We start from the raw sequence: 25,353 nt of genomic DNA, 5'->3' as shown, positions 1-25,353 counted from the left end.
CCAATTTAACTCACCCTTGATGATGGTGTGCCCATGGCCTATCAGACCGTCCGCCAACCTCGCATCGCCGACGTGATCACCGAACGCCTTGAGGCCATGATCATAGAAGGCAGCCTTAACCCTGGCCAGCGCCTGCCCCCCGAACGCGAACTGGCCGAACGTTTCGGCGTCTCGCGACCCTCACTGCGCGAGGCGATCCAGAAGCTCGCCGCGCGCGGCCTGCTGACCAGCCGCCAGGGCGGTGGCACCTTCGTTACCGAGGAACTCAACAACCGCTACAAAGACCCGCTGCTGGAAATGCTGTCTCGCCACGGCGAATTCCACCTCGACCTGCTGGAATTTCGCGATGCCATGGAGGGCCTCTCGGCCTACTATGCCGCGCTGCGCTCGACGCCGGCCGACAAGGAGTTGCTGGTGCGCCGCTTCGAGGAACTCAAGACAAGCTTCGAGGGCCGCGACCCGGTGCGCGAGGCCAAGGCCGATGCCGCCTTCCACCTGGCGATCGCCGAATCGGCGCACAACGTCTTGATCCTGCACACCATCCGCGGCGTCTTCGACATGCTGGAGAAGAGCATCGTCGACAACCTAGCGCACCTGTTCGAGAAGCCCGACTCACGACCGCTGCTGATGGAGCAGCACCGGGCCCTGCTCGATGCCATCCTCGAGGGCCGCGCCGAAGACGCACGGCTCCGGGCCCATGAACACCTGGTGTTCGTCGAAGAGGGGCTGCTCGAGGTCGAACGCGCCGAGACCCGCGCCCAGCGGGCCCTGCGCCGAGCCCAGGCCATTCCCGAGCGGGCGCCATGAGCCAGCGCCCGCCCGCCAGCGCCACCTCAAGCGTCGCGCACTCCACTCGCCTCTCGCGCCCCTGGCGCCTGACGCTGCTGGTCGTGATCGCCGCCGGCCTGGTGCTGGTGACCTGGCAAGCCGCTCGACTGGCCCGGGAGCAGGCGCTTTCAAGCCTCACCGACGAGGCCCACAACGAACTGCGCCTCTCCGCAGAAGGCCTGCGCGGCCATCTTTCGCGCCACGATTACCTTGCCGAAATGCTGGCCTCCCGCGAGGTGGTGCACCGTTTCCTGGCCACCCCCGACAAGCTGGAAGCGATGCCGGTCAATCGCCTGCTGGACAGCGTGCGTGAGACCGCCGATGTCTCGGACATCTACCTGCTCAACCGCCAGGGCGATACCCTGGCCGCCAGCAACTGGCAGCGTCCCGACACCTTCATCGGCCAGAACTACCGCTTCCGCGACTACTATCAGGACGCCGTGGCCGGGCGCCTGGGCCGTTTCCATGGCCTGGGCACCAGTTCGAAAGCCCGCGGCTACTACTTTTCGGCGCCGATCTGGCTGGCCAATCACGAGGCCCAAACCGCGGACGGCGTGATGGTGGTCAAGCTGCTGCTGGACAGCGTGGAAGCCGCCTGGGCATCGCAGAGTGCCGAACTGATGGTCACCGACCGTGACGGCATCATCTTCATGGCCAGTCGCGAGGAGCTGCGCCTGCATGCCCTGCATCCCCTCTCCCAGGCACAGCGCCAGGCGCTGCGCGACTCGCGCCGCTACGCCGCCGCGCCGCTGCCACCGGCGGGCCTCGAGACCCTCGAGCGGCGCCCGGACGGCGGCCAGATAGTGAGTTTCCGCCAAGGGCCGCTGGCCGGCACGCCCTATCTGCGGCTGCGCCGCGAGATGCCCGAATTCGACTGGCAGATGCATATCCTGAAGCCGCTGACGCCGGTGCAGACCGCTCAATGGCAGGCCGCCCTGCTGGCTGGCGGCCTCTACGGCATGGTCGCCATGGCCGGCGGCTACGGCTGGCAGCGCCGTCGGCTGCGTCGCGAACGCGAGCAGTTTGCCGACCGCGAGCGGCGCACCCTGGCCAGAGCCCGTGACGAGCTGGAACGCAACGTCGAGCGCCGCACCCGCGACCTGGTCGACTCCAACCGCCGACTCTCCGACGAGATCGAGGAACGCCGCCGCGCAGAACAAAGCCTGCGCCAGACCCGCGATGAGCTGGTGCAGGCGGCCAAGCTGGCGGTGCTCGGCCAACTGGCCGCCGGCATCAATCACGAGCTCAACCAGCCCCTGGCGGCGGTCCGTGCCTACGCCGAGAACGCCCGCCGTTTCCTCGAGCAGGGGCGCGCCGACACCACCGATGCCAACCTGGCTCAGATCGTCGAGCTGACCGAGCGCATGGCCGAGATCAGCGCCCAGCTCAAGCAGTTCTCGCGGCCAAGCGGCGACACCCTGACCGCGGTCTCGGTGCCGGCCTGCTTCGGCTATGCGCTGCGCCTCTACCAGGCCCGCCTCAACGAGGCCGGGGTCGAGGTCATCTACGCCTGGCCCGAGGCGGAGACCTGGGTGCGGGCCGACTTGGTGCGCCTCGAGCAGGTACTCGTCAACCTGATCGGCAATGCCCTGCAGGCCATGAGCGAGACCCCGGCGCCGCGCCTGACGCTGGCCATCGAGCCGATCGACGACAAGGTACGCCTGAGCGTCGCCGATAACGGCCCGGGTATCGAAGCGGCACATCTGGCCCGGGTATTCGAACCCTTCTTCACCACCAAGTCACCAGGCAGCGGCCTGGGCCTGGGGCTGTCGATCTCATCGAGAATCATCGACGACCTGGGCGGGCGGCTGACGGTCGGCAACCAGCCACAGGGCGGCGCCATCTTCACCGTCACTCTGCCCGCCGATACGGCGCCCCGACGCGACACTTCATCCCTTCAGGAGCCTCCCTCCCATGCCTGACACGGCGACCCCGGTGCTGATCATCGACGACGAGGCGCACCTGCGCATCACCGCCGGCCAGACCCTCGAGCTCGCCGGCTATACGCCCGAAGCCTTCGCCAGCGCAGAGGCGGCACTCGCCGCCCTGGCGCCTGACTTTCCCGGCGTAGTGGTCAGCGATATCCGCATGCCCGGCATGGACGGCATGGCACTGCTGCGTGAGGTGCGAAAGCGGGACCCGGACCTGCCGGTAATCCTGGTCACCGGCCACGGCGACATCTCCACCGCCGTGGAAGCCATGCGCGAAGGCGCCTGGGACTTCCTCGAGAAGCCTTTTGCGGGTGAGCGGCTGGTGGAGATGGTCAGGCGCGGCATAGAGAAGCGCCGCCTGAGCCTCGAGAACCGTCAGCTCAAGGCCGAACTGGAAGCCCAGCAGTCGGCCCCCGGACCACGCCTGGTGGGGCGCACCCAGGCCATGCAGCACCTGGCCTCGATGGTTCAGCGCATCAGCCAGGTCGAAACCGACGTGCTGCTGTTCGGCGAGACCGGCGTCGGCAAGGACCTGGTGGCCCGTTCGCTGCACGAGCGCAGCAGCCGCGGCGGCCAGCCCTTCGTCGCCATCAACTGCGGCGCGATCCCCGAAAGCATCATCGAATCGGAGTTGTTCGGCCACGAGAAGGGCGCCTTCACCGGCGCCATGGAGCGGCGTATCGGCAAGTTCGAACACGCCAACGGCGGCACCGTGTTCCTCGACGAGATCGAGTCGATGCCGCTGGCGCTGCAGGTCAAGCTATTGAGAGTGCTGCAGGAGCGGATGGTCGAGCGCCTGGGCGCCAACGAGCCGGTAGCGCTGAACATCCGCGTGATCGCCGCCACCAAGGTCGACCTGAAGGCCGCCGCCGAGGCCGGACGCTTCCGCGAGGATCTCTACTACCGGCTCAACGTGGTGACCCTGCCGATTCCCTCCTTGCGCGAGCGCCGCGAGGATATCCCGCTGCTGTTCCAGCACTTCGCGGTGGTCGCCGCCAACCGCAGCGGCCTCGAGGCACCGCCGCTCGCCGCCGCCGATATCTCGGTGCTGCTCGCCCACGACTGGCCGGGCAACGTGCGCGAACTCCGAAATCTCGCCGAGCGCTTCGTGCTGCTCGGTGCCGCCTACGACTACCGGTTGGATGCGCTGCTCGAAGGGGCCGAGGTGGGCACCAGCGACCTGGCGCTGCCCCAGCAGGTGGAACTGTTCGAGAAGAGCCTGATCAGCCAGTCGCTGGCCAGCCACCGCGGGCGCATCAATGACATCTGCGTGCACCTCGGCCTGCCCCGCAAGACCCTCTATGACAAGCTCAAGAAGTACGCCCTGAAACCCGAGGACTATCGCCAGGCCGTCGCCGACTAGCGGCACCCGAACATCCGTCGTTCAGCGCCAGAGCCTGCGACCAGCTTTCAGACAAGAACTCAGCGCAAGAACTTATCGCAAGAACCAGGCGCCGTGATGAAAGATGCCCAGCAGCACCGGCCAGGGCGGCAGCCAGGGCGAAAGGCAAGCGGCCAACAGCAGCATCAGCACCGAGTTACCGGGCTCGCGCAGGTCGCAGAGCTTGAGCGCCGTACCGAAGGAGCGCTTGAGTCGCCCGCCCATCAGATCAACGCTGTAGAGCTCGTCGAGCAGCAGGTGGATCACGCTACCGAGCCACAGCGCCAGCCCCTGTAGCCAGGCGATCTCGGCGTTCTGGGCAAACAGCCGGTAGCTCAGCGCCGTGGTGATCAGCGCACAAAGGCCGCTGGCCAGCAGCGAATGCCATATGCCCCGGTGCACGGTGAAGCGCTTGAAGACCGCCCCGGCCAGGTAGCGCACGCCAAGATAGAGCCCACCGCAGGCCACCACCAGCTGCCCCGGGGTGAGGCGCGCCTGCAGCATCAGGGCGCCTGCGATCACCGCAAACACCGCGAAGAGGTTAAAGATCAGGCGGATCGCCTTGGAATGGTCGGAATCGATGTCCGGGAGGATGCCGCCGAAGGACACCAGGGCGGCCAGCGGCACCGCATCGGCCGCACTCCACCAGCCGGCCTGCCAGCCGCTGATGGCAGCCAGGCCGCCGCCGGCGGCGGCCACGCCGATGTGGGTTGCGAAATTGGCCATGCCGGGGACTCGACTACTGGATAGAAAACCAGATTATCGCGCGCCCTGGCATGAAAAAACAACGACTTGGATTAGTCTGACTGTGCCAACGTCGGCGCTTAGCCCGCTGTCTGGCTCAGGTACTGGTCCTTGAGCTTGACGTAGTTGCCGGCGCTATAGGCAAAGAAGGCTCGCTCGCTGTCCTTGAGCGGGCGCAACGCCTTGGCCGGACTGCCGCCATAGACGTGGCCGCTTTCCAGATGCTTGCCGGGCGTCACAAGGGCACCGGCGGCGATGATCACCTCGTCCTCGACCACGGCACCGTCCATGACGATGGCGCCCATGCCCACCAGCACGCGGTTGCCAAGCGTGCAGCCGTGCAGGATTGCCTTATGGCCGATGGTCACGTCGTCACCGACGGTCAGCGGGTAGCCGCCGGGATTGAAGTCACTGGCGTGTGTGATATGCAGCACGCTACCGTCCTGAACGCTGCAGCGGGCGCCAATGCGGATGCGGTGCATGTCGCCGCGCACCACCGCCATCGGCCAAACCGAGCAGTCATCGCCCAGTTCGACGTCGCCCAGTACCACGCAGGCAGGATCGATATAGACCCGCTCGCCAAGCTGCGGCGTGTGGCCCTGATGGGTTCGCAGACCGTCTTGCATGCGCCTCTCCTCCTTCGTCGTCTCTCGCTTGGCCGGTGGGTCACACCCGCCGGCGACGTATAAAACCGCTTCCTGAGGTTTAGATCAGCCCCGAGGCCAGCACCACCACCACCAGCGGGATCGATACGTAGCGCACCAGGGCCTGCCAGATGCGAAACCCGTTGGGCCCGGCATCCAGCGCCCGCAAGGCGGTATCGCGAGACATCACCCAGGCGGCGAAGATGGCGATCAAAAGGCCGCCTACCGGCAGGAAGAGGTCGGTGGGCACGGTGGTGACCAGCTCGAAGAAGTTCATGCCGCCGATCCAGTCGACGTCCTTCATGGTCGAGAAGGACAGCACCGACAACAGGCCCAACGCCCACACCGCCACGCCAACGATGGCAGCCGCCTGGCCACGCTTCAGCCCCAGCCCCTGCAAGCCAGCCACCATGGGCTCGGCGAGGTTGATCGAGGACGTCCAGGTGGCCAGCAGCAGCAACAGGAAGAAGATCGCCAGCCAGATCGAACCGCCGGGCAGCTCGGCGAAGGCGATCGGCAGGGTCACGAACATCAGCCCCGGGCCCTCGGCCGGGTCCATGCCCTGAGAGAACACTACCGAGAAGATGGCGATACCGGCCAGTAGCGCCACCAGCACGTCGAGCGCCGCCACGGCAAACGCGGCCCGCGGCAGGCTCTGATGATCGGGCATGTAGGCGCCATAGGCCATCAGCGCGCAGGCGCCCACCGCCAGGGTGAAGAAGGCGTGCCCCATGGCGTTGAGCACCACCTCGATGGTGATCGCGGCGGGGTTGGGCGTGAACAGCCAGGCCAGCGCCGGGCCGAAGCCATCGGTGGTGGCCGCATAGCCCGCCAGCACGATCAGCAGCAGGTAAAGCATCGGCATCAGCAGGTTGTTGAGCTTCTCCAGGCCGTTGGAGACCCCGCCGGCGACCACCGTCATGGTCAGCAGCATGAACAGCGTATGATTGAAGGTCATGCGCAGCGGATCGGCGAGAAAGCTATCGAACATGCCGCCGACCTCGGGAGGCGTCATGCCGACGAAGTCACCGTTGAGCGACTCGACCAGGTACTCGATCGACCAGCCGGACACCACCGAGTAAAAGGACAGGATCAGGAACACCGTCAGGGCCCCAAAAAGCCCCAGCCAGCGCCAGTGCGGCGAGCGGCCGGCAGACATCGCCAGGTGCGAAAGCGACTGCGTCGGGCTGCGCCGACCGGCGCGACCGACCAGGATCTCGGCCATCATCACCGGCAGCCCCAGCAGCAGCACGAAGGCCACGTAGAGCAGCAGGAAGGCAGAGCCGCCGTTCTCGCCGGTCATGTAGGGGAAGCGCCAGATGTTGCCCAGGCCCACCGCGGCGCCGGTCACGGCGAGGATGAAGGCGCGCCGGGTCGTCCAGCGGTCCAGTGTCTCGTTCATCTGATCAATTCCTTAAGCTGCGCGCATCGCAAGGGGCAAAGAAGGCGCAAGCCTAGCAGGCCCGCCACGGCGGGCCAATCGGGCCAGCCAACGCCAGACCCTGTCATGACGCCCGGCCGGCGCATTGAAACCCCTGGCGCCCGCCTCCATCTAAGGGAACAATCAAGCGAATGACGCCCCGGCGTCACCCGGATTTCACCCGGGCGTCCAAGACGCCCCTGTTCACGAGGCTGCCCATGTCCCGCAACCCGCAGGCCCGCCACCCGCTGCTCGATTCACATGCCCTGCCGCCGTTTGCCGAGATCGAGCCCGACCAGGTGGTACCGGCCATCGAGGAGCTGCTCGCCGACAACCGCGCCGCCATTGAGACCCTGGTGGCCGATGCCGAGCGCGAGACGCCGACCTGGGAGAGACTCGCCGCACCGCTCGAGGCCCTCAACGACCGTCTTTCCCAGGCCTGGTCGCCGATCTCGCACCTGAACGGCACCATGAACTCGCCGGCCCTGCGCGAGGCCTATCAGGCTTGCCTCGGCATGCTGTCCGAATACAGCACCTGGCTCGGCCAGCACTCGGGCCTGTTCCGCGCCTTCCAGGCGCTCAGGCAGTCATCGGCGTTCAGCCGCCTCGACGAGTCGCAGCAGCGCAGCATCGACAACACCCTGCGCGATTTCCGCCTGGCCGGTGTCGATCTGCCCGAGGCGCAGAAGCGCCGCTATGGCGAGATTCAGGCGCGGCTTTCCGAGTTGGCCAACACCTTCTCGAACCAGCTGCTGGATGCCACCCAGGCCTGGCACAAGGACATTGCAGAGCAGGACGTCACCGAGGCTGACGCCCTGGCCGGCCTGCCCCAGAGCGCTTTGGATACCCTCAAGGCCAACGCCGAGGCCAAGGGCGTCGAGGGCTATCGCATCACCCTGGACTTCCCGAGCTTCTTCCCGGTGATGACTTACGCCGAGGACCGCGCCCTGCGCGAGGAGGTCTACACTGCCTTCGTCACCCGTGCTTCCGACGTGGGCCCCAATGCCGGCGAATTCGACAACGCCCCGGCGATGGAAGAGACCCTGGCCCTGCGCCGCGAGCTGGCCGAGCTATTGGGCTTCGCGACCTATGCCGACTACTCGCTGGCTACCAAGATGGCCGATGGCCCCGGTCAGGTGATCGGCTTCCTCGAGGACCTGGCCACTCGCGCGGTGCCCCAGGCCCGCGAGGAGTATGCCGAGCTCGAGGCCTTCGCCCGCGAGTCGCTTGCCATGACCGAGCTGGCGCCCTGGGACGTGGGCTATGCCAGCGAGAAGCTGCGCGAGGCTCGCTACGCGATCTCCGACGAGCAGCTGCGCCCCTACTTCCCGGCTCCCCAAGTGGTCGAAGGCCTGTTCAAGGTGGTCGAGCGGCTCTACGGCGTGCGCTTCGAGGAAGATGAAGAGGCACCGCGTTACCATCCGGACGTGCGCTACTTCCGTATTCTCGAGGACGATGCGCCAATCGCCGGCTTCTATCTGGACCTCTATGCCCGTGAAGGCAAACGCGGCGGCGCCTGGATGGACGAGTGCCGGGTACGGCGCCAGACCGAGCGCGGTGTGCAGTTGCCGGTGGCCTACCTGACCTGCAACTTCACCCGCCCGGTGGGCGACAAGCCCGCGTTGCTGACCCACGACGAGGTCACCACCCTGTTCCACGAATTCGGCCACGGCCTGCACCACATGCTGACCCGCCAGACCGTTGCCGATATCTCCGGCATTAACGGCGTGGCCTGGGACGCGGTGGAGCTGCCCAGTCAGTTCATGGAGAACTTCTGCTGGGAGCGCGAGGGGCTCGATCTGATCGCCGGCCACGTGGATACCGGCGAGCCGTTGCCCGAGGTGCTGTTCGACAAGCTCATCGCCGCCAAGAATTTCCAGTCGGCGATGGGCATGATCCGCCAGATCGAATTCTCGCTGTTCGACTTCCGCCTTCACCATGAACTCGCCTCGCCCAGCGCCGGCGACGTTCAGGCGTTGCTCGACGAGGTGCGCGACGCCATCGCGGTAGTGCCAAGAGCCTCCTTCAACCGCTTTCAGAACAGCTTCGGCCACATCTTCGCCGGCGGCTATGCGGCAGGCTACTACAGTTACAAGTGGGCCGAGGTGCTGTCCGCCGATGCCTGGAGCGCCTTCGAGGAAGCCGGTATCTTCGACCCGGCCACCGGTCGGCGCTTTCGCACCGAGATTCTCGAGCGCGGCGGCTCCCGGGATGCTGCGGTGCTGTTCGAATCCTTCCGCGGCCGCGAGCCAAGCATCGAGCCATTGCTTCGCCATAGCGGCATCCGCGCGGCCTGAGCGTCGAATCCGAGCGCATCACCCACCACTGACCAGGCCCAACCACCGACCAGGAGATCTCATGCCCGTCACCAAACGCTTTATCGCCGGCGTCATCTGCCCCCGCTGCGCCGCCATGGACCGGGTGCGCAGCTGGGAGCAGCACGGCATTCGCTACCGTGACTGCGTGAGCTGCGACTTCTTCGAACAGCTGCCCATCGAGGACGAGTCGCTCCCCGAGATGGAGACGCGGGTCAACCGGGTCCGCGAGGAGCAGGAGCGCCAGGACGTGCAGGCGGTCAAGATCCTCGACCCCAAGGGCTGAGCCCATGAGTCTGGGCCTTCGCCTGCACCCGCCTCGCCGGGTGCTGGAGTTGCTCGGCCTCGTGGCGACCGCCGCGCTGCTGATGGCACGCCTCGACCTCGCCACCCTGGCGGCTGGTCTGGGGCTCTTCCTGTGGGGCATGACGCACCTGGAAGAGGCCATCAAGCGGCTCTCTGGCGGCACCCTGGACCGCTGGCTGGCAGAGGCCACTGCCAGCACGCCCCGAGCCATCGCGATGGGCACCCTGTCCACCGCGCTGGTGCAATCAAGTTCGCTGGTGACCCTGCTGGCGATGTCCTTCGTTGGCGCCGGCCTGATCGCCCTACCCGGCGCCATCGCCCTGCTGTTCGGCGCCAACCTGGGCACCACTACCGGCGCCTGGCTGATCGCCGCCTTCGGCCTCAAGCTAAGCCTCTCCCACTACGCCATGCCGCTGCTGGCCCTCGGCCTGCTCGGCAGCCGGCTGCTCAAGGGCAGCATGGCCGGTCTCGCCGGGCTTTCCCTGGGCGTGGGCCTTTTGTTCCTCGGCATCGACTTCATGAAGCTCGGCTTCGAGTCCGTTCAGAGCGGCCTGTCGCTGGACGGCCTGTCAGGTGCGCGTTTCTGGCACTGGCCACTGCTCGTGCTGTTCGGGGTGGCGGCCACAGTGGTGATGCAGTCGAGCCACGCCACCCTGCTGATCATCCTCGCCGCCCTGGCGTCCGGCCAACTCCCCTATCTGCCGGCGCTGGCCATTGCCATCGGCGCCAACATCGGCACCACGGTGACGGCGCTGATCGCCGGCCTCGGAGCAGGGGCCGCCGGGAGGCGGCTGGCCGGCGCTCATCTGATCTTCAACCTGATCACTGCCTGCGTGGCCCTGGCGCTACTGCTACCGCTGGCCTGGCTGGTCGACCAGCTAGCGCTGTTGATTGGCATGGAAGCGACCGCCTGGCCGCTCAAGCTGGCGCTTTTCCACACCCTGTTCAACGGCCTCGGCATCCTGCTGATGCTGCCGTTCATTCCGCGCCTGGCGCGCCTGCTGGAGCGCCTCATCCCCGAACCCACCCACCTGCCGCCGGCCGAGGCCCGCTACCTGGATGACACGGCGCTGACCCACGCCGATACGGCGCTGGCGGCACTTGAGCAGGAGAGCCGACGCCTCGAGCGTCGCGCCTACCATGTGCTGTGTGAGGCCATTCTGGTCCCAAGCGCCGAGGTCCTCGGCCATCCGCCGGCCCAGGAAGTGGTGCAGGCCCCCATCGCCGCCGATGACTGGCCGGCGGTCAATACCCGCTATCACGAGCGACTCAAACCGCTGCTGGCGGAGCTTCTGAACTTCTATGCCCGCATCGACGTGCCCCTCACCGAGGACCAGCAGGCCCGGCTCGAGGCACTCTATGGGCGCAGCGTACGCATGGTTGAGGCAGTGCGCTTTGGTGAGGTACTGCAACGCAGCCTGCTGCGCCACGCCGCCGTCGCCAGCCCACTGCGTGAGGCCCACGACGCTCTCCGTCAGGCGGTCGCCGAGGGGCTCAACAGACTCGCCAACGACCCCGACGCCCGGGACATAGAGGCACCCTTGGAGGAAGTGCGCCAGCATTGGCAGCACGAACTCGCCGACCGCCTGCGAAGCCATCGGCTGGATGCCTGGCTCGCCTCCTCGCTGCTCAACGACCTGCATCAGGCCAGCCGTCTGCTGGCAGCACTGGTACCGTCACCCTCGAACATCCCGCCTGAGCGGCCCACCACCGCCTAAGCCGCCTTGTCCCTCGTGCAAGGCGCGACACCCTGAGCGCGGAAAAAGAAAGAAGAGGAATAATGAAAGTAGAGAAATGAAGTCGTGCGGATATCCACACATCAAGAAGCGGGCGTTTGTGCGGACTTCCGGACATTCGGCGTTCGAACGCTATCGACCTTGGTCGAAAATGATATCCACAACCACCTGATATAAAAGAGGCATTTACATATATGGCATGCCGGTTGCTATAAATAGGGCGCCAATACGATCACTCACAAGGCAACAATAAAAGAGGACGTCGCATGTCAGCTATCAAGCACACTCCCAAGGCCGCTTCCACGCTCACCCACAAGCGTCATACCGCCCGCCGCCTGGCACTCGCCTCCGGCGTGATGCTGGGTGGCCTGATGATGGCCAGCGCCGCTCAGGCCGACCGCAGCGAATGGCCGGATAACTTCACCGTGGGCACCGCCAGTCAGGGCGGCACCTACTTCGTCTACGGCTCTGGCTGGGCCAACCTGATCGCCGATCAACTCGGCCTGTCCGGCGGCGGCGAAATCACCGGCGGCCCGACCCAGAACCTGGCGCTGGTCCACAGCGGCGACATCGCCTTCGGCCTGACCACTATGGGCCCGGCCGCGGATGCAGTGAACGGCAAGAGCCCGCTGGCACCGGGGCTGAAGATGGACAACGTCTGCGCCATGTTCCCGATGTACGAGACGCCGTTCTCGATCGCCACCCTGTCGAGCTCCGGCATCACCTCGATCGACGAGATTCCGGACGGTGCGACCATCGGCTTCGGCCCGGCCGGCTCTACCTCCGACACCTACTTCCCGCAGATCCTCGAAGAACTGGGCGTGAACTTCGAGCGTCGCAACGGCGGCTGGAATGACCTGGGTGGCCAGCTGCAGGACGGCCTGGTCGACGTCATCGCCTTCGCCGCCGGCATCCCGATCCCGGCCGTCAGCCAGCTCGAGGTGCAAACCGACGTCAACATCATCGAGTTCACCGAAGACGAGCAGGCTCAGGCCGCCGCCGCCTTCCCGGTATCCCCGTTCACCATCCCGGCCAGCACCTATTCCACGCTGGAAGAAGACGCCAACGCGGTCTCCATGTGGAACTTCGCCATCGCCGGCTGTGACCTGCCGGAAGATCTGGTCTACGAAGCGACCAAAATCACCATGGAGAACAACGACAAAATGATGTCGGTGCACCGCAGCGCCGCGACTACCATTCCGGAAAACGTCGGCATGAACAAGGTGCTGCCGTTCCACCCGGGTGCCGCGCGCTGGTTCAAGGAAAACGGTTACGAGATCGATCCGTCGCTGATCAAGTGATCCGCTGACACGCACCACCCTCCCGGCTCTGGCCCCGTCGCCAGGGCCGGGATTCCACCTTCCACTCAAGGGTGAACCTCCCATGAGCAAGTCATCACCTAAGGGCCCGGCATCCGAGGCGAACACGTCCTCGGATACCACCCCCGAGGCCCTCGCCCAAGGCGTCGACGAGGATGTCATCGAGTCCAACCGTCGCCTGTTCACCGGCTGGCAATGGTGGCTGTTCGGTATTGCAGCCGTTCTCTACTCCACCTTCCATCTGGTCTCGCTGAACATCTATCCGCTCGAGACCTGGTCGTTCCGCATCGTGCACATCTGCGGTGCCCTGGTGCTTGGCTACGGTCTCTACGCCGGCGCCCGTTTCGCCGACGACACCACCCCGGCCAGCAACCGTGGCCTCAGGTTCCTCGGCTACGCCCTGCTGCTGCCGGCCGTCTATGCGCTGGTCCAGGTCGTGCTGATGCAGCAGACCATGGCCGGCGGCGCCATGCGCATCGACCCTGCGGTCGAAGCCTGGCACTTCGGCCTGCCGCTGATTGCGGCCACCAGTGCCGCCATCCTGCTGTCCTGGGCCACTCGCCACGCCCGCAGCGGAATCAGCGCTCCGGACCTGGTGCTGATGATCTGCGCCATCGCCAGCGCCGGCTATTTACTGGTCATGTACAACTCGCCGCTGCGCATGTCGACCGGCACCCCTTTCGCCCCGATGGGCATTTCCTTTGCAGCCATCGCCGGCTCGCTGCTGATTCTCGAGCTGACCCGCCGCGTCGCCGGCCTAGCGCTTGTCATCATTGCGGCGATCTTCCTCACCTATGTGTTCGCCGGCCCCTACCTGCCGGGTTTTCTCGGCTATCCTGGGCTCTCCGTGGGCCGCTTCTTCAGCCAGGTCTATACCGACGCCGGTATCCTTGGTCCGACCACGGCGGTGTCCTCGACCTATATCATCCTATTCATCATCTTCGCCGCCTTCCTGCAGGCCTCTAAGGTCGGTGATTACTTCGTCAACTTCGCCTTCGCCGCCGCCGGGCGCGCCCGGGGTGGCCCCGCCAAGGTGGCGATCTTCGCCTCCGGCCTGATGGGCATGATCAACGGCACCAGTGCCGGCAACGTGGTCTCCACCGGCTCGCTGACCATCCCGCTGATGAAGAAGGTCGGCTACCCGGCACGCAGTGCTGGCGCCATCGAGGCCGCGGCCTCGACCGGCGGCCAGATCATGCCGCCGATCATGGGCGCCGGCGCCTTCATCATGGCCGAGATTACCGGGATTCCGTATACCGAGATCGCCATTGCCGCGATCATCCCCTCGATCCTGTACTTCGCCTCGGTCTACTTCATGGTCGACTTCGAGGCCGCCCAGAAGGGCATGCGCGGCATGCGCAAGGACGAGATCCCGCTGTTCTCCAAGCTGATCAAGCAGGTCTACCTGTTCGCGCCGATCATCATCCTGATCGCCGCACTGTTCATGGGCTATTCGGTGATCCGTGCCGGCACTCTGGCCACCGCTTCGGCCGCCGTGGTGAGCTGGATTTCGCCGAACAAGATGGGCATCCGCGCCATCCTCAAGGCGATGGAGCTGGCCAGCACCATGGCCATCCAGATCATCGCCGTCTGCGCCTGTGCCGGCATCATCGTCGGCGTAATCTCGCTGACCGGCGTTGGTGCGCGCTTCTCCTCGCTGTTGCTCGGCCTGGCCGGCGTCAGCCAGCTGCTGGCGCTGTTCTTCGCCATGTGTATCTCGATCCTGCTGGGCATGGGCATGCCGACCACGGCGGCCTATGCGGTCGCGGCGTCGGTGGTGGCCCCGGGCCTGATCGACATCGGCATCCAGCCGCTGATCGCGCACTTCTTCGTGTTCTACTTCGCGGTCGTGTCGGCGATCACTCCGCCGGTGGCCCTGGCCTCCTACGCGGCGTCGGGCATTTCCGGCGCCAATGCCATGCAGACCTCAGTGACCTCGTTCAAGATCGGTCTGGCCGCCTACATCGTGCCCTTCATGTTCTTCTACAGCCCGGGCATCCTGATGGAAGGCTCATGGATGCAGATCCTGCGGGTCGGCGTCACCGCCACCCTCGGCATCGTGCTGCTGGCGGCCTCGGTACAGGCCTGGTTCTTCGGCCACATCAACGGCCTGATTCGTCTGGTGCTGCTGGCCGGCGCCGTATGCATGATCTATGGCGGCCTGATCACCGACCTGGCCGGCATCGCCATCGGCGCCGCCGTCTTCCTGATGCAACGCAGCAAGGGAGCCGGCGGCAACGGCGCCACGGCGAGCTCCTGAGCAAGCCCTTGAGCAAGCCCCTGACACCGCCCCGTTCCCCATCAGGGTAGCGGGGCGGTTCAGGTTCCCGAGCAGGTTCTGAAGCACGAGCCTGTCCATGCTTCTTTCTACGTTTCTTTCCACCGATAACACAACGGGGCCTCGCCAATGGCGGGGCCCCGTTGCGTTGCGTCGGCGTTAAACGGTGCTATCAAGCGACCGGTTCAGCACTCTTCTTCAAGGGCGCCATCAGGCCCTCAGGTTATCCAACACGTTTAGTGAGGCCTGGGCCTGGTTGAGGGTATAGAAGTGCAGGCCCGGCGCGCCGCCGTCGAGCAGCCGCTCACAGAGGCGGGTAACCACTTCCTCGCCGAAGGCCTTGATGCTCTCACTGTCGTCGCCGTAGGCCTCGAGCTGCTTGCGAATCCAGCGCGGTATGTCCGCCCCACAGGCGTCCGAAAAGCGCGCCAGCTTGGTGTAGTTGGTGATCGGCATGATGCCGGGGATGATCGGTGTTTCGACGCCCAGCTTCTGTGCCCGCTCGACGAAGTGAAAGTAGGCATCCGGGTTGAAGAAGTACTGGGTGATGGCGAGGTTGGCGCCGGCCTTGACCTTGCGCGCGAAGTTCTCGAGATCGCGTTCGAAGCTCGGTGCCTGAGGATGGCTCTCCGGGTAGGCGGCCACGGCGATCTCGAAGTGATTGCCGGTTTCCTCACGGATGAACTCGACCAACTCGTTGGCATAGCGCAACTCGCCGATGCCGCCCATTCCCGAGGGCAAATCGCCGCGCAGCGCCACCAGGCTATTGATGTCATCCTCGCGGTACTGAGCCAAGAGCTCCCGCAGTTCGCCCTTGTCGCTGCCGATGCAGGACAGGTGCGGCGCGGTGTTGATGCCGGACTCGCGCACCGACTTGACGGTCTGGGTGGTGCGGGCCTGAGTCGAACCGCCGGCGCCGTAGGTCACCGAGAAGAAGCGCGGGTTGCGAGCGGCCAGGGCATCGCGCACGCCGAGCAGCTTTTCCTTGCCCGCCTCGGTATTGGGCGGAAAGAACTCGAAACTGATGCCTAGCGGATGCTCGTGTGCACTCATGGACTCAACCCTCATCGGTCGCCTGAACGGCGACGCTGCCTGTCATTTTGTTCATGGCCTCGGTCATACCCGGCGCGGTAGGCACCCGGTGATGATCGGCGGACCTTGTGATCCGCTCATTGTGACGTCCCCCGTAAGCCCCGACTAATGAAAGTTTCACGCCCTCTGTATCGATTTCATTCATATAAGAATCGGGCCAAGCATAACCTGTGGGCCTAACACTCAGGCCCACACACCGCACTCAGGACGCATCCCGGGTTCGTGAAGCCCCTCGCCGCCACGGCCAGCGCAGCCAGCCGCTGCCGATCAGCATACCAAGGGTAATCAGCCCAGCGGCCAGGGTCAGCGAGCCGCTCGGTTCGGCATAGCCGCAGGCGATCAGCACCAGGGTCGAGAGCAGCGGCGTGAAGTAGGACAACAGCCCCAGCAGGCGCAGGTCGCCGTGCTTGACGCCCCGATCCCAGGTGAAGAAAGCGCTACCCACCGGGCCCAGGCCGAGCCCGAGCACCCCAAGCCACCCCAGCCCCTCTGGCCAGCGAGACGGTTCGAACAGCAGGTGGCCAAGCGCGGCGAGCACCGCGGTGACCAGGCAGAAACCGCCCACGGCCGCGGTCGGCACCTGGCGCACGGCCCGGGACAGCACCGAATAGCCGCTCCACAGGAAGGCACAGGCGATCGCCGCCCCGTAGCCAAGGACAGAGCCCTCACCCGAGACATCGCCGCCGATCAGCAGGGCCGCACCGGCAAAACCCATCAGGGCGCCGATCACATGCACAGCCTTCAGGCGTTCCCCCGGTAACAGCGCCACGAACAGCACGATCAACAGCGGCCACAGATAGCTGATCAGGCCGGCATTGGCCGCCGGGGCGTTCTGCTGGGCCACGAAATAGAGGGCGTGGTAGCCGAAAAGACCGCCAACCCCCAGTGCCCAGACGGCCGGCGGCAGCCGCATTGACACGGTAAGCGATTCGCCGCGCAGGGTAAGCCAGACGGCGAAGCAGACGAAGGCCACCGCAAAGGCCAGCGCCGTGAGCAGAAACGGCGGCACCGGGCCGGCCAGTTGGGTCAGGGCCGCCAGCAGCGCCCAGTTGAGCACGGTAGTGGCACCGATGGCGGTGGCGCGTGTGTCGGGGGTCGTGGCATCGGGCATGGCATCGCTCCTGAAGGCGGGGTGACGAAGGGTGACAACCAGGCCTCTAGCCTTGCAGAAGCCAGCACCGAGAACTTGTCGAATCCTGACCCTCGCCGGCCGAATCTTCCGCGGACGTGACTCATGAGGCGATGCGTCTCTTAGCGGTGAGGCGCCCCCCCATTCGAGACGCCTGACAGGCGAACGTCTGGCAGGCATGATGAGGGTTTTACATCAGGAGATGCCGATGGCGGAGCTCGACCTTGGCGCCACCCTGCTGGCTCCGCTGTGGATGCTGCTGGCCTTCGTTGGCCTCGGGGTGATCTGTGCCCGACAGCTGTCCCTCGACCCACGCCCGATTGCCAGCCTGCTGATCTACGTGATCGCCCCGGTCACGGTCTTTCGCGGCCTGGTGCTGGGCGGCCCCACCCCGGCTTATCTGCTGCTGACGCTGGGGGTTTTCGTCACCGCCAGCCTGATGTGTCTGATCGTCGGCCGACTCGCCCGCCCCTTCTTCGCCGCCGAGGAAAGCTCGCTGCTGGCCTTCTCCGCCGGCACCGCCAACACCGGCTACTTTGGGTTGCCGGTGGCCATGGTGCTGCTGTCACCGGATGGCGTGACCCAGTATCTGTTCTGTCTGCTCGGCATGAACCTCTTCGAATTCACGCTGGGCTTCTATATCGGCGCCCGCGGGCGCTTCTCGGTGCGCGAGAGCCTTCACAAGATCCTGCGCCTGCCGCTGATTTACGCCTTCCTCGCCGCGCTGATCGTCAGCGGCCTGGCGCTGCCGCTTCCGGCAGCGCTGATGCAGGGATTCGAGGTCTTCCCGCCCACCTACACCCTGCTCGGCATGATGATCATCGGCATGACCCTTGGACGCGTCAGCTTCAGCGAGCTGGACCTGCGCTTTATCGGCGCCTCGCTGGCGGTACGCTTCGGGCTCTGGCCGCTGGTCAGCCTCGGTGCCGTCCTGACCCTGCAGGCAACCATCGGCATCGACGAGGAACTGGCCCTGGCGCTGCTGCTGATCGGGGTGGTGCCGCTGGCCGCCAATCTGGTGGTGGTGGCCATGGAGCTCGGCAGCCGGGCCGAAAAGGCGGCGCTTGCCGTGCTGATCAGCACCCTGATTGCCCCGCTGGTGATGCCGCGCTATCTGGAAGGCTTGCTGGCGCTGGTGGCGATGGGCTGAGCCTGCCGCCAGCCCCGCGGCGATAGGCCATGTCGCTCGCGGAAGGTGCGTGAGAAGTGGGCGGTATCGCCAAAGCCGCAGGCCAGGGCGATCTCGGTAATACTGGCGGAGGTCTCGGCCATCAGCGTCTTGGCCTTGGCGAGGCGGCGCTCGACCAGCCAGGCATGAGGTGAGCGGCCAGTCAGGGCATGAAACTGGCGGGCAAAGGCCGCCTCGGCCAGGTGACAGCGGGCCGCCCAGTCCCGGACCCGCCAGCGCCGGGCCAGATCGGCCTCGATCTCGGGCAGCAGGCGCAGCAAACGCAGTCGCGGCTCGCCGGCCGTGTGCGCCGGCACCCTCATCGCACTGCTCAGCCAGGCGGCCAGGGCCGTCGAATCACCTTCCTCGAGTTGTCTAGCGCTTGCCATCAGCGCCGGAGGCAGGCGACGCGCATCGGGCGCGAGCCCAATGCCCAGGGCGAGCGTTTCACACCAGGCCTGCGGCAGGTCGACCACCAGGGTGTGGTTGTCCCGCGGCGCCAGGTAATAATGGGTCTCCCCTGCGGGAATCGGCACCAGCACCCCGGGCTCGACGCGGCGGCCACGGCCGGCCACTTCCAGCTCGACCCCGCCTTCGAGCCCGAGCAGCAGTTGGTGATAGCCATGGCGGTCGCTGAGCACGCGATCCGGATAGGAGCGCACGGCGATAAGGGGAGACACAGGGGGATCGGTGACGGTCATGAAAACCTCCTGCCCCATTGAAGCACACCCCCGGCAACGTACAAGGCTGTTCAATGGACAGGAGCAAGATGGACAGTAGCAACAGCCCCAGAAGAGAGCGCCGGGTGATCAGGCCCCGGCCAACGACGCCTCTGCCATGGGTCGCGGCTCAACGGCCGGCTCCAGGTCGATCACCCGCCCTTGCCAGTCGATCAGGCTGAGCCGGCCCTCGCCATCTTCCATCAGCGCCGTGCAGTGCTCGACCCAATCTCCGTCGTTGCAGTACAGCACGCCCGGACCGGTGGCGAAGCCGGCCTTGTGGATATGACCACCGATATAGCCATCGAGGCCTTCTCGAGCGGCCTGATGCAGGGCCGCCTGTTCGAACTGCTCGACGTAGCGGCGCGCCGCACCCACCTGGTTTTTCAAGGCAGCGGCCAGCGACCAGTAGGGCATCCCCAGCAGACGGCGCCCGTGATTGCACCAGCGGTTCAGCGACAGCACGAACTGGTGCATGCCATCGCCGAGCGCCATCAGCCAGGGCGCCATGCGCACATGGGTATCGAATTCGTCACCGTGGCTGACCAGCAGACGCCGGTTGTCGGCCGTGACGTGGATCATGCGCCGCTCGATGCGCACGTTGTAGAGCTTGAGACCACACAGCTGGCGCAGGGCGGCATCGTGGTTGCCGGGGATGTAGATGACCTCGCATCCACCGCGGGCCAGGCGAAGCACGCGCGCCACCAGACGCTGTTGGGCGGTGGGCAGCACCGCGCGTTTGCGCATGGCGATCAGGTCAATGATGTCACCAACCAGATAGAGCCTTCTGGGGCGCACCCGGCGCAGCAGGCTATCGAGAAGTGCGGCCTGACAGTCCGGCGTGCCCATGTGCAGGTCAGAAATGAACAGGGTACGGGAGTCGGTCAAGGCAATCGGCGGGGTAGTCATGGGGCGGCCTCCTTCGAACGCCCCTCAACAATGAGGCCTCGCCATGACGCCTCCATGGCGCCGCGGTGACGATACCGTGACAGTCCGGTAGCGCCTGGATATGACCCTGAAGCGGGGCGACTAGGCAGTGCGCCCTAGGTCCGGCGCCACCAGCACCCTGGCCGCAGCAGGCCTGGCCCGTAGCCGCTCGATATACGCCATCAGGCGAGGCGTCTCGGCCAGGAAATCCTTAGCGGAAGGCATGCCGGCCAGATAGTCGAGCATCGGCGCGGCAATGGCATCGGCGATCGTAAAGTCATCACCGACCAGGTAGTCGCCCTGGGCCAGCTGCTGCTCCAGCAAGCCAAGCAGACGCACCACCTCCGGTTGAACCGCCGCCACCGCATCCTCGCGGACGGCCCCGCCCTCACCCTTGGGAAACACGAATTCCAGCAGGTAGCGACGTACCAGGGCCTGATCCACGTAGAGGGCGAGCATCCCGGTCCACTGGTCGACTTGCGCCCGCTGCCAGGTCGCCTCCGGCTGCAGGGCGGGCCCCTCGAAGGCCGCATCCAGATAACGGCAGATGCTCGGCGTCTCGATCAGGCGCCGGTCACCGTGCAGCAGGATGGGCACCTTGCCGAAAGGATGCAGGGCATAGTGCTCGGATGAGTGCAGTGCCATCGGGCGGCCCTCGATCTCGGCACCCAGGCTGTAGGGAATGCCCTTCTCCTCGCAGCACAGCTGAACGCTGCGCACGAAATTACTGAATTGGGGGCCGACGATATGCACGGGTGTGGTCATCTGGGTCGCTCCTTGGCTGGGAATCAATGGCCGGCAGCCGACGACGCCTGCGGCGAAGACGAGCCCCTCGAACGTGGCTAGTAGCGATAGCTATCCGGCTTGAAGGGGCCCTCTGCGTCAAGCCCCAGATAGTCTGCCTGCGCCTGGGTCATGCGCGTGATCACCCCGCCAAAACCTTCGACCATGTAGCGGGCGACCTCTTCGTCCAGGTGGCGAGGCAGCACGGAAAGTGTCAGGGCGGCGGCGCGCTCGTCTATCGGCAGGTCGGCGAAACGGCCCGCGAAAAGATGGATCTGCGCCAGCACCTGGTTGGCGAAGGAGCCATCCATGATCCGCGACGGATGGCCGGTGGCGTTGCCCAGGTTGACCAAGCGGCCCTCGGCGAGCAGCAGCAGGTAATCGTCGCTCTCGGGGTCGAAGTCGCCCGGATCGCTGTCACGATAGACCTTGTGGACCTGCGGCTTGATCTCTTCCCAATGCCACTGGCGGCGCATGTAGGCGGTATCGATCTCGCTATCGAAGTGGCCGATGTTGCACACCACCGCCCCCTTCTTGAGGGCCTTCAGCATCGACGGATCGCAGGCGTCGATGTTGCCGGTGGCGGTGACCACCAGGTCGATCTTGCCGAGCAGGGCCGCATCGATGCTGGCCGCGCCACCGTTATGCCCCTCGAGGTAGGGCGATACCACTTCGAAGCCGTCCATGCAGGCCTGCATGGCGCAGATCGGGTCGATCTCCGCGATCTTGACGATCATGCCTTCCTGGCGCAGCGAGGCCGCCGAGCCCTTGCCGACATCGCCATAGCCCACCACCAGCGCCTGCTTCCCGGCTAGCAGGTGGTCGAGGCCGCGCTTGATGGCATCCGACAGGGAATGACGACAGCCGTACTTGTTGTCGTTCTTCGACTTGGTGACGGCGTCGTTGACGTTGATAGCCGGCACCTTGAGCCGGCCATCGCGCAGCATTTCGTGCAGGCGATGCACCCCGGTGGTGGTCTCCTCCGAGATGCCGTGAATCTGCTCAAGGAGCTCGGGGCGTTGCTCATGCAGCAGCGCGGTCAGATCGCCGCCGTCGTCGAGTACCAGGTTCGGCACCCAGCCATCCGGGCCCTCGACGGTCTGTTCGATGCACCACCAGAACTCTTCTTCGGTCTCGCCCTTCCAGGCGAACACCGGAATGCCCGCCGCGGCCACCGCGGCGGCGGCATGATCCTGGGTCGAGAAGATGTTGCAGGACGACCAGCGCACGCTGGCCCCCAGCACGACCAGGGTCTCGATCAGCACCGCGGTCTGGATGGTCATATGGATGCAGCCGCTGATTCGCGCACCTGCCAGCGGCCGGGCACCACGGTACTTCTCGCGGATCTTCATCAGCGCCGGCATCTCGGTCTCGGCGATGCGAATCTCGCGGCGGCCCCAGTCGGCCAGGGAGGAATCGGCGACCTTGTGGTCACCGGCCGGTACAGCGGACATGGCGGGTCGATTCATGCAACACCTCAGTCAACGAAGCGAGAGGGTACTGATACCTGACAGCGGTACGGGCACCTAACAACCGGTACTGCCACCTAATATAGGAGGCTTACCCGACTCTCACCACGCCGACCGAGCGCCTTGGATGCCCAGGACGCCTAGCGCGGAACCTTCAATACATGCCTGACCAGCCGGCCGATGGTCAGGCCCTGAACGAGGATCGAGAACAGCACGATCACGTAGGTGGTGACCACCAGGGTGTTGCGGATCTCGCCGTCGGGCAGCGACAGCGCCAGGGCCACCGAGATACCGCCACGCAGCCCACCCCAGGTCAGCACGCGGGTAGTGCCGGCACGAAAGTCATGGCGGCTCGACAGCAGCCTGAGCGGCACGCCGATGATCAGGAAACGCGACACCAGAATCACCGCCACCAGCGCCAGCGCAATGCCGACCACCTCGACGCTCAGCGGCATCAGCACCAGCTCGAGGCCAATCAGCACGAACAGCACGGCGTTGAGGATCTCGTCGATCAGCTCCCAGAAGGCATCCAGGTAGCGGCGAGTGCTCTCTGACATGGCGCCGTTGCGTGCCATGTTGCCGATGATCAGGCCGGCCACCACCATCGCGATCGGCCCCGAGAGATGCAGAGACGACGCCAAGGCGTAGCCGCCGACCACCAGCGCCAGGCTCAGCATCACCTCGACCTGATACTGATTGATGCTGTTCATCAGCCGATAGACCAGGCCACCGAGGGCCAGGCCGAGCAGGATGCCACCACCGGCTTCCTCGATGAACAGGAGTCCCAGATGCCCGATGTCGATGCCCTCGCCGCCGGAGGTGGTGGCTACCCCCAGCAGCGCGGTGAACACCACCACCGCTACCCCGTCATTGAACAGCGACTCGCCGACGATGCGAATCTCCATGTCGACCGGGGCGCCGGCGTTGCGCATGATGCCGAGCACCGCGATGGGGTCGGTCGGCGAGATCAGCGCGCCGAAGACCAGGCAGAAGGGATAAGGCACCGCCAGGCCAGCCTGCAGGAACAGCCACCAGGCCGCACTGCCGATCACCACGGTGGAGACCAGCACCCCGAGTGTCGCCAGCAAACCGATCGAGACTCGGTAGTGGTGAAGCTTCGAGAGATCGACGTGCAGGGCGCCGGCAAACAGCAGCAGCGAGAGCATGCCGTCCATCAGCAGCACGTTGAAGTCGATGCGCTCAAGCCAGGTCTCGGCGGCCTGGGCGAATACCGTGGTCACCGTCACATGATCGAGCGCGATGACCATCAACGACATCGCCAGGGCGATCGCCATCACCCCGATGGTGGGGGGCAGGCGCAGCACCCGCTGGTTGAACCACATGCACAGCGCAGTGAGCGTGATGAAGAGTGCAGCAAGATTGAGCATTCAGGCGCATCCTTGGCGAATGACAACATACTAGCGAGGGTGGAGCGGCCTGGGGTGGCCAAGCCACAAACATGTGGCCACATGCAGGTAGCCACGCACTAATTGACCATGAGCTACCTGGTCATGAGCTACTTGGTCATGAGCTACGTGGTCATGAACAACAGAATCATAAACAACAGGACCCGCCGAAGCGGGTCCCATCAAACCGGCCTACCAGCACTGGCTTAAACGCCGGCGGAGCGCTTGAGGGCCTCGACCTTGTCGGTCTTCTCCCAGGGGAAGGCCGTGAAGGTCTCGGTCTGTAGTTCGCCGTTGACGTCGGTCCACTGATAGCTGGTCTCGAACGGCTCGCGGCCGAAGTGACCATAGGCCGCGGTCAGCTGATACATCGGATGCAGCAGGTCGAGCATGCGAGTGATGGCATTCGGGCGCAGGTCGAAATGCTCGCGCACCAGCTCGATGAGCTTGGCATCGCTGATCTTGCCGGTGCCGAAGGTGTTGACCGACACCGAGGTCGGCTCGGCCACGCCGATGGCGTAGGAGACCTGGATCTCGCATTTGTCGGCAAGCCCGGCAGCGACCAGGTTCTTGGCCACGTAGCGGCCGGCATAGGCGGCACTGCGGTCGACCTTGGACGGGTCCTTACCGGAGAAGGCGCCGCCGCCGTGGCGGGCCATGCCGCCGTAGGTGTCGACGATGATCTTGCGGCCGGTCAGGCCACAGTCACCCACCGGGCCGCCGATCACGAACTTGCCGGTCGGGTTGATATGGTACTGGGTACTGTCGGTCAGCCACTCGGCGGGCAGTACCTGCTCGATGATCTCGCGCTTGACCATCTTGCGCAGGTCGCTCTGATCGATTTCCGGGTCATGCTGGGTCGAGAGCACCACCGCGTCGACGGCCACCGGCTTGCCGTCGTCACCGTAACGGAAGGTGACCTGGCTCTTGGCGTCCGGCCGCAGCCAGGGCAGCATGCCGCTCTTGCGCAGCTCTGCCTGACGCTCGACCAGCCGATGCGAGTAGTGGATCGGCGCCGGCATGAAGGAGTCGGTCTCGTTGGTGGCATAGCCGAACATCAGCCCCTGGTCGCCGGCACCCTGATCTTCGGGCTTGCTGCGATCGACGCCCTGGGCGATATCGACGCTCTGCTTGCCGATCAGGTTGAGCACGCCACAGGTCTCGCCGTCGAAGCCGACGTCGGAGGAGGTATAGCCGATGTCCAGGATGACCTGGCGTACCAGCTCCTCGAGATCGACCCAGGCCGAGGTGGAAATCTCGCCAGCGACAATGGCCACGCCGGTCTTCACCAGGGTCTCGCAGGCCACGCGCGCCTGTTTGTCGCGGGCGATGATGGCGTCCAGCACCGCATCGGAAATCTGGTCGGCGATCTTGTCCGGATGCCCTTCGGACACGGACTCGGAAGTAAACAGGGAGTATTCGCTCATGGCGTCCTCGACCCTCTATCAATAACGGCCTATCAATAACGGCGTGGGGGGGCACAGCACGGCGGCTGAAGCTGCATCGCCGACTGCCTTCCTGGGTGGCAGACGCGACACGCGACGGGCCAAAGGGCCTCAGGGCGGCGATTCTACACCAGAGCGGTCACCGGTTCCTAGAAGCCCCGCGAGGCGCGGCAATTGATGGTTGCGCCCTTCTCGGCGACAATACGCCCCCTGAATCCAGCGTGCCGCATGCCGCGGTGCCATTCCGCCACCTTGCTCGAGTCGCCCGCCCTGCCGCGCGGAGCCACCCGGGCACTGCCTAATTGCCGCAGGC

Annotated in this window: 20 protein-coding genes; 9 read left to right on the top strand and 11 right to left on the bottom strand. The window is 65.6% G+C overall.

All coding sequences use genetic code 11. From position 1 onward, the window contains the following. Positions 1–33: 33 nt before the first annotated feature. Genes Q2K57_RS08610 through Q2K57_RS08600 form a run of 3 tightly spaced genes read left to right on the top strand, consistent with a single transcriptional unit; the run spans position 34 to position 4,122 of the window. Positions 34–807, top strand: a complete 774-nt coding sequence (locus tag Q2K57_RS08610; protein ID WP_112056161.1) for a GntR family transcriptional regulator — start codon at positions 34–36, stop codon at positions 805–807. Then, positions 804–2,750: an ATP-binding protein gene (locus Q2K57_RS08605; RefSeq protein ID WP_304524857.1), complete on the top strand. Its 1,947-nt coding sequence runs from the start codon at positions 804–806 to the stop codon at positions 2,748–2,750. The genes Q2K57_RS08610 and Q2K57_RS08605 overlap by 4 nt, the downstream gene beginning before the upstream one ends. Further along, positions 2,743–4,122 (top strand): sigma-54 dependent transcriptional regulator, encoded by a 1,380-nt coding sequence (locus Q2K57_RS08600; RefSeq protein ID WP_304524856.1) that lies wholly within the window; start codon positions 2,743–2,745, stop codon positions 4,120–4,122. Before Q2K57_RS08605 ends, Q2K57_RS08600 begins: the two co-directional genes overlap by 8 nt. A gap of 72 nt (positions 4,123–4,194) precedes the next feature. On the opposite strand, the gene Q2K57_RS08595 is transcribed toward Q2K57_RS08600, so the two are convergent. From Q2K57_RS08595 to Q2K57_RS08585, 3 genes are all read right to left on the bottom strand, one after another. Beyond that, positions 4,195–4,866, bottom strand: a complete 672-nt coding sequence (locus Q2K57_RS08595) for a metal-dependent hydrolase (protein ID WP_112056158.1) — start codon at positions 4,864–4,866, stop codon at positions 4,195–4,197. Positions 4,867–4,964: 98 nt separating this feature from the next. Then, positions 4,965–5,510 (bottom strand): gamma carbonic anhydrase family protein, encoded by a 546-nt coding sequence (locus tag Q2K57_RS08590; protein WP_304524855.1) that lies wholly within the window; start codon positions 5,508–5,510, stop codon positions 4,965–4,967. Positions 5,511–5,589: 79 nt separating this feature from the next. After that, a complete protein-coding gene (locus tag Q2K57_RS08585) occupies positions 5,590–6,930 on the bottom strand; it encodes a sodium-dependent transporter (RefSeq protein ID WP_304524854.1) in 1,341 nt (446 codons plus the stop codon). 236 nt (positions 6,931–7,166) lie between these two features. Here Q2K57_RS08585 and prlC point away from each other — a divergent pair, with 236 nt between their 5' ends. The 5 genes from prlC (at position 7,167) to Q2K57_RS08560 (ending at position 14,884) form a co-directional block, all read left to right on the top strand. Then, positions 7,167–9,245, top strand: a complete 2,079-nt coding sequence (prlC, locus tag Q2K57_RS08580) for an oligopeptidase A (protein WP_304524853.1) — start codon at positions 7,167–7,169, stop codon at positions 9,243–9,245. Positions 9,246–9,306: 61 nt separating this feature from the next. Further along, the gene (locus Q2K57_RS08575; RefSeq protein WP_112056154.1) at positions 9,307–9,549 is read left to right on the top strand and encodes a YheV family putative zinc ribbon protein; all 243 of its coding nucleotides are present in this window, start codon (positions 9,307–9,309) and stop codon (positions 9,547–9,549) included. A gap of 4 nt (positions 9,550–9,553) precedes the next feature. After that, positions 9,554–11,287: a Na/Pi cotransporter family protein gene (locus Q2K57_RS08570; RefSeq protein ID WP_304524852.1), complete on the top strand. Its 1,734-nt coding sequence runs from the start codon at positions 9,554–9,556 to the stop codon at positions 11,285–11,287. 374 nt (positions 11,288–11,661) lie between these two features. Then, positions 11,662–12,606: a TAXI family TRAP transporter solute-binding subunit gene (locus Q2K57_RS08565; RefSeq protein ID WP_304526673.1), complete on the top strand. Its 945-nt coding sequence runs from the start codon at positions 11,662–11,664 to the stop codon at positions 12,604–12,606. A gap of 82 nt (positions 12,607–12,688) precedes the next feature. Further along, positions 12,689–14,884: a TRAP transporter fused permease subunit gene (locus tag Q2K57_RS08560; protein ID WP_304524851.1), complete on the top strand. Its 2,196-nt coding sequence runs from the start codon at positions 12,689–12,691 to the stop codon at positions 14,882–14,884. Positions 14,885–15,112: 228 nt separating this feature from the next. Here Q2K57_RS08560 and metF read toward each other — a convergent pair whose 3' ends face one another. Then, the gene (gene metF / locus Q2K57_RS08555; RefSeq protein ID WP_304524850.1) at positions 15,113–15,955 is read right to left on the bottom strand and encodes a methylenetetrahydrofolate reductase [NAD(P)H]; all 843 of its coding nucleotides are present in this window, start codon (positions 15,953–15,955) and stop codon (positions 15,113–15,115) included. A gap of 241 nt (positions 15,956–16,196) precedes the next feature. Beyond that, on the bottom strand, positions 16,197–17,105 hold the full coding sequence (locus Q2K57_RS08550) for a DMT family transporter (RefSeq protein ID WP_304524849.1): 909 nt from the start codon (positions 17,103–17,105) through the stop codon (positions 16,197–16,199). Positions 17,106–17,331: 226 nt separating this feature from the next. Between Q2K57_RS08550 and Q2K57_RS08545 the strand changes: the two genes are divergently transcribed. Further along, on the top strand, positions 17,332–18,273 hold the full coding sequence (locus Q2K57_RS08545) for an AEC family transporter (RefSeq protein ID WP_304524848.1): 942 nt from the start codon (positions 17,332–17,334) through the stop codon (positions 18,271–18,273). On the opposite strand, the gene Q2K57_RS08540 is transcribed toward Q2K57_RS08545, so the two are convergent. The 6 genes from Q2K57_RS08540 to metK form a co-directional block, all read right to left on the bottom strand. Next, complete coding sequence (locus Q2K57_RS08540; RefSeq protein WP_304524847.1) at positions 18,234–18,992, bottom strand: AraC family transcriptional regulator; 759 nt, start codon at positions 18,990–18,992, stop codon at positions 18,234–18,236. The genes Q2K57_RS08545 and Q2K57_RS08540 overlap by 40 nt on opposite strands. Before the next feature lie 108 nt (positions 18,993–19,100). Further along, positions 19,101–19,919 carry a UDP-2,3-diacylglucosamine diphosphatase gene (locus Q2K57_RS08535; RefSeq protein ID WP_304524846.1) on the bottom strand — a complete coding sequence of 273 codons (819 nt, stop codon included), beginning with the start codon at positions 19,917–19,919 and terminating at the stop codon, positions 19,101–19,103. 120 nt (positions 19,920–20,039) lie between these two features. Further along, positions 20,040–20,702: a glutathione S-transferase family protein gene (locus Q2K57_RS08530; protein ID WP_304524845.1), complete on the bottom strand. Its 663-nt coding sequence runs from the start codon at positions 20,700–20,702 to the stop codon at positions 20,040–20,042. A 77-nt stretch (positions 20,703–20,779) separates the two neighbouring features. Beyond that, positions 20,780–22,174: an adenosylhomocysteinase gene (gene ahcY / locus Q2K57_RS08525; protein WP_112056145.1), complete on the bottom strand. Its 1,395-nt coding sequence runs from the start codon at positions 22,172–22,174 to the stop codon at positions 20,780–20,782. A 155-nt stretch (positions 22,175–22,329) separates the two neighbouring features. Next, positions 22,330–23,577 (bottom strand): sodium:proton antiporter, encoded by a 1,248-nt coding sequence (locus Q2K57_RS08520; protein WP_304524844.1) that lies wholly within the window; start codon positions 23,575–23,577, stop codon positions 22,330–22,332. Positions 23,578–23,801: 224 nt separating this feature from the next. Continuing rightward, positions 23,802–25,022, bottom strand: coding sequence for a methionine adenosyltransferase (gene metK / locus Q2K57_RS08515; protein ID WP_112056143.1), 1,221 nt, complete (start codon positions 25,020–25,022; stop codon positions 23,802–23,804). Positions 25,023–25,353 lie beyond the last annotated feature (331 nt).

Origin of the sequence: Halomonas sp. I5-271120, from assembly GCF_030553075.1 — a bacterium.
Taxonomy (GTDB): domain Bacteria; phylum Pseudomonadota; class Gammaproteobacteria; order Pseudomonadales; family Halomonadaceae; genus Onishia; species Onishia taeanensis_A.
Note: the sequence above shows the minus strand (reverse complement) of the source record. Positions and strands in the feature narration are given on the sequence as shown.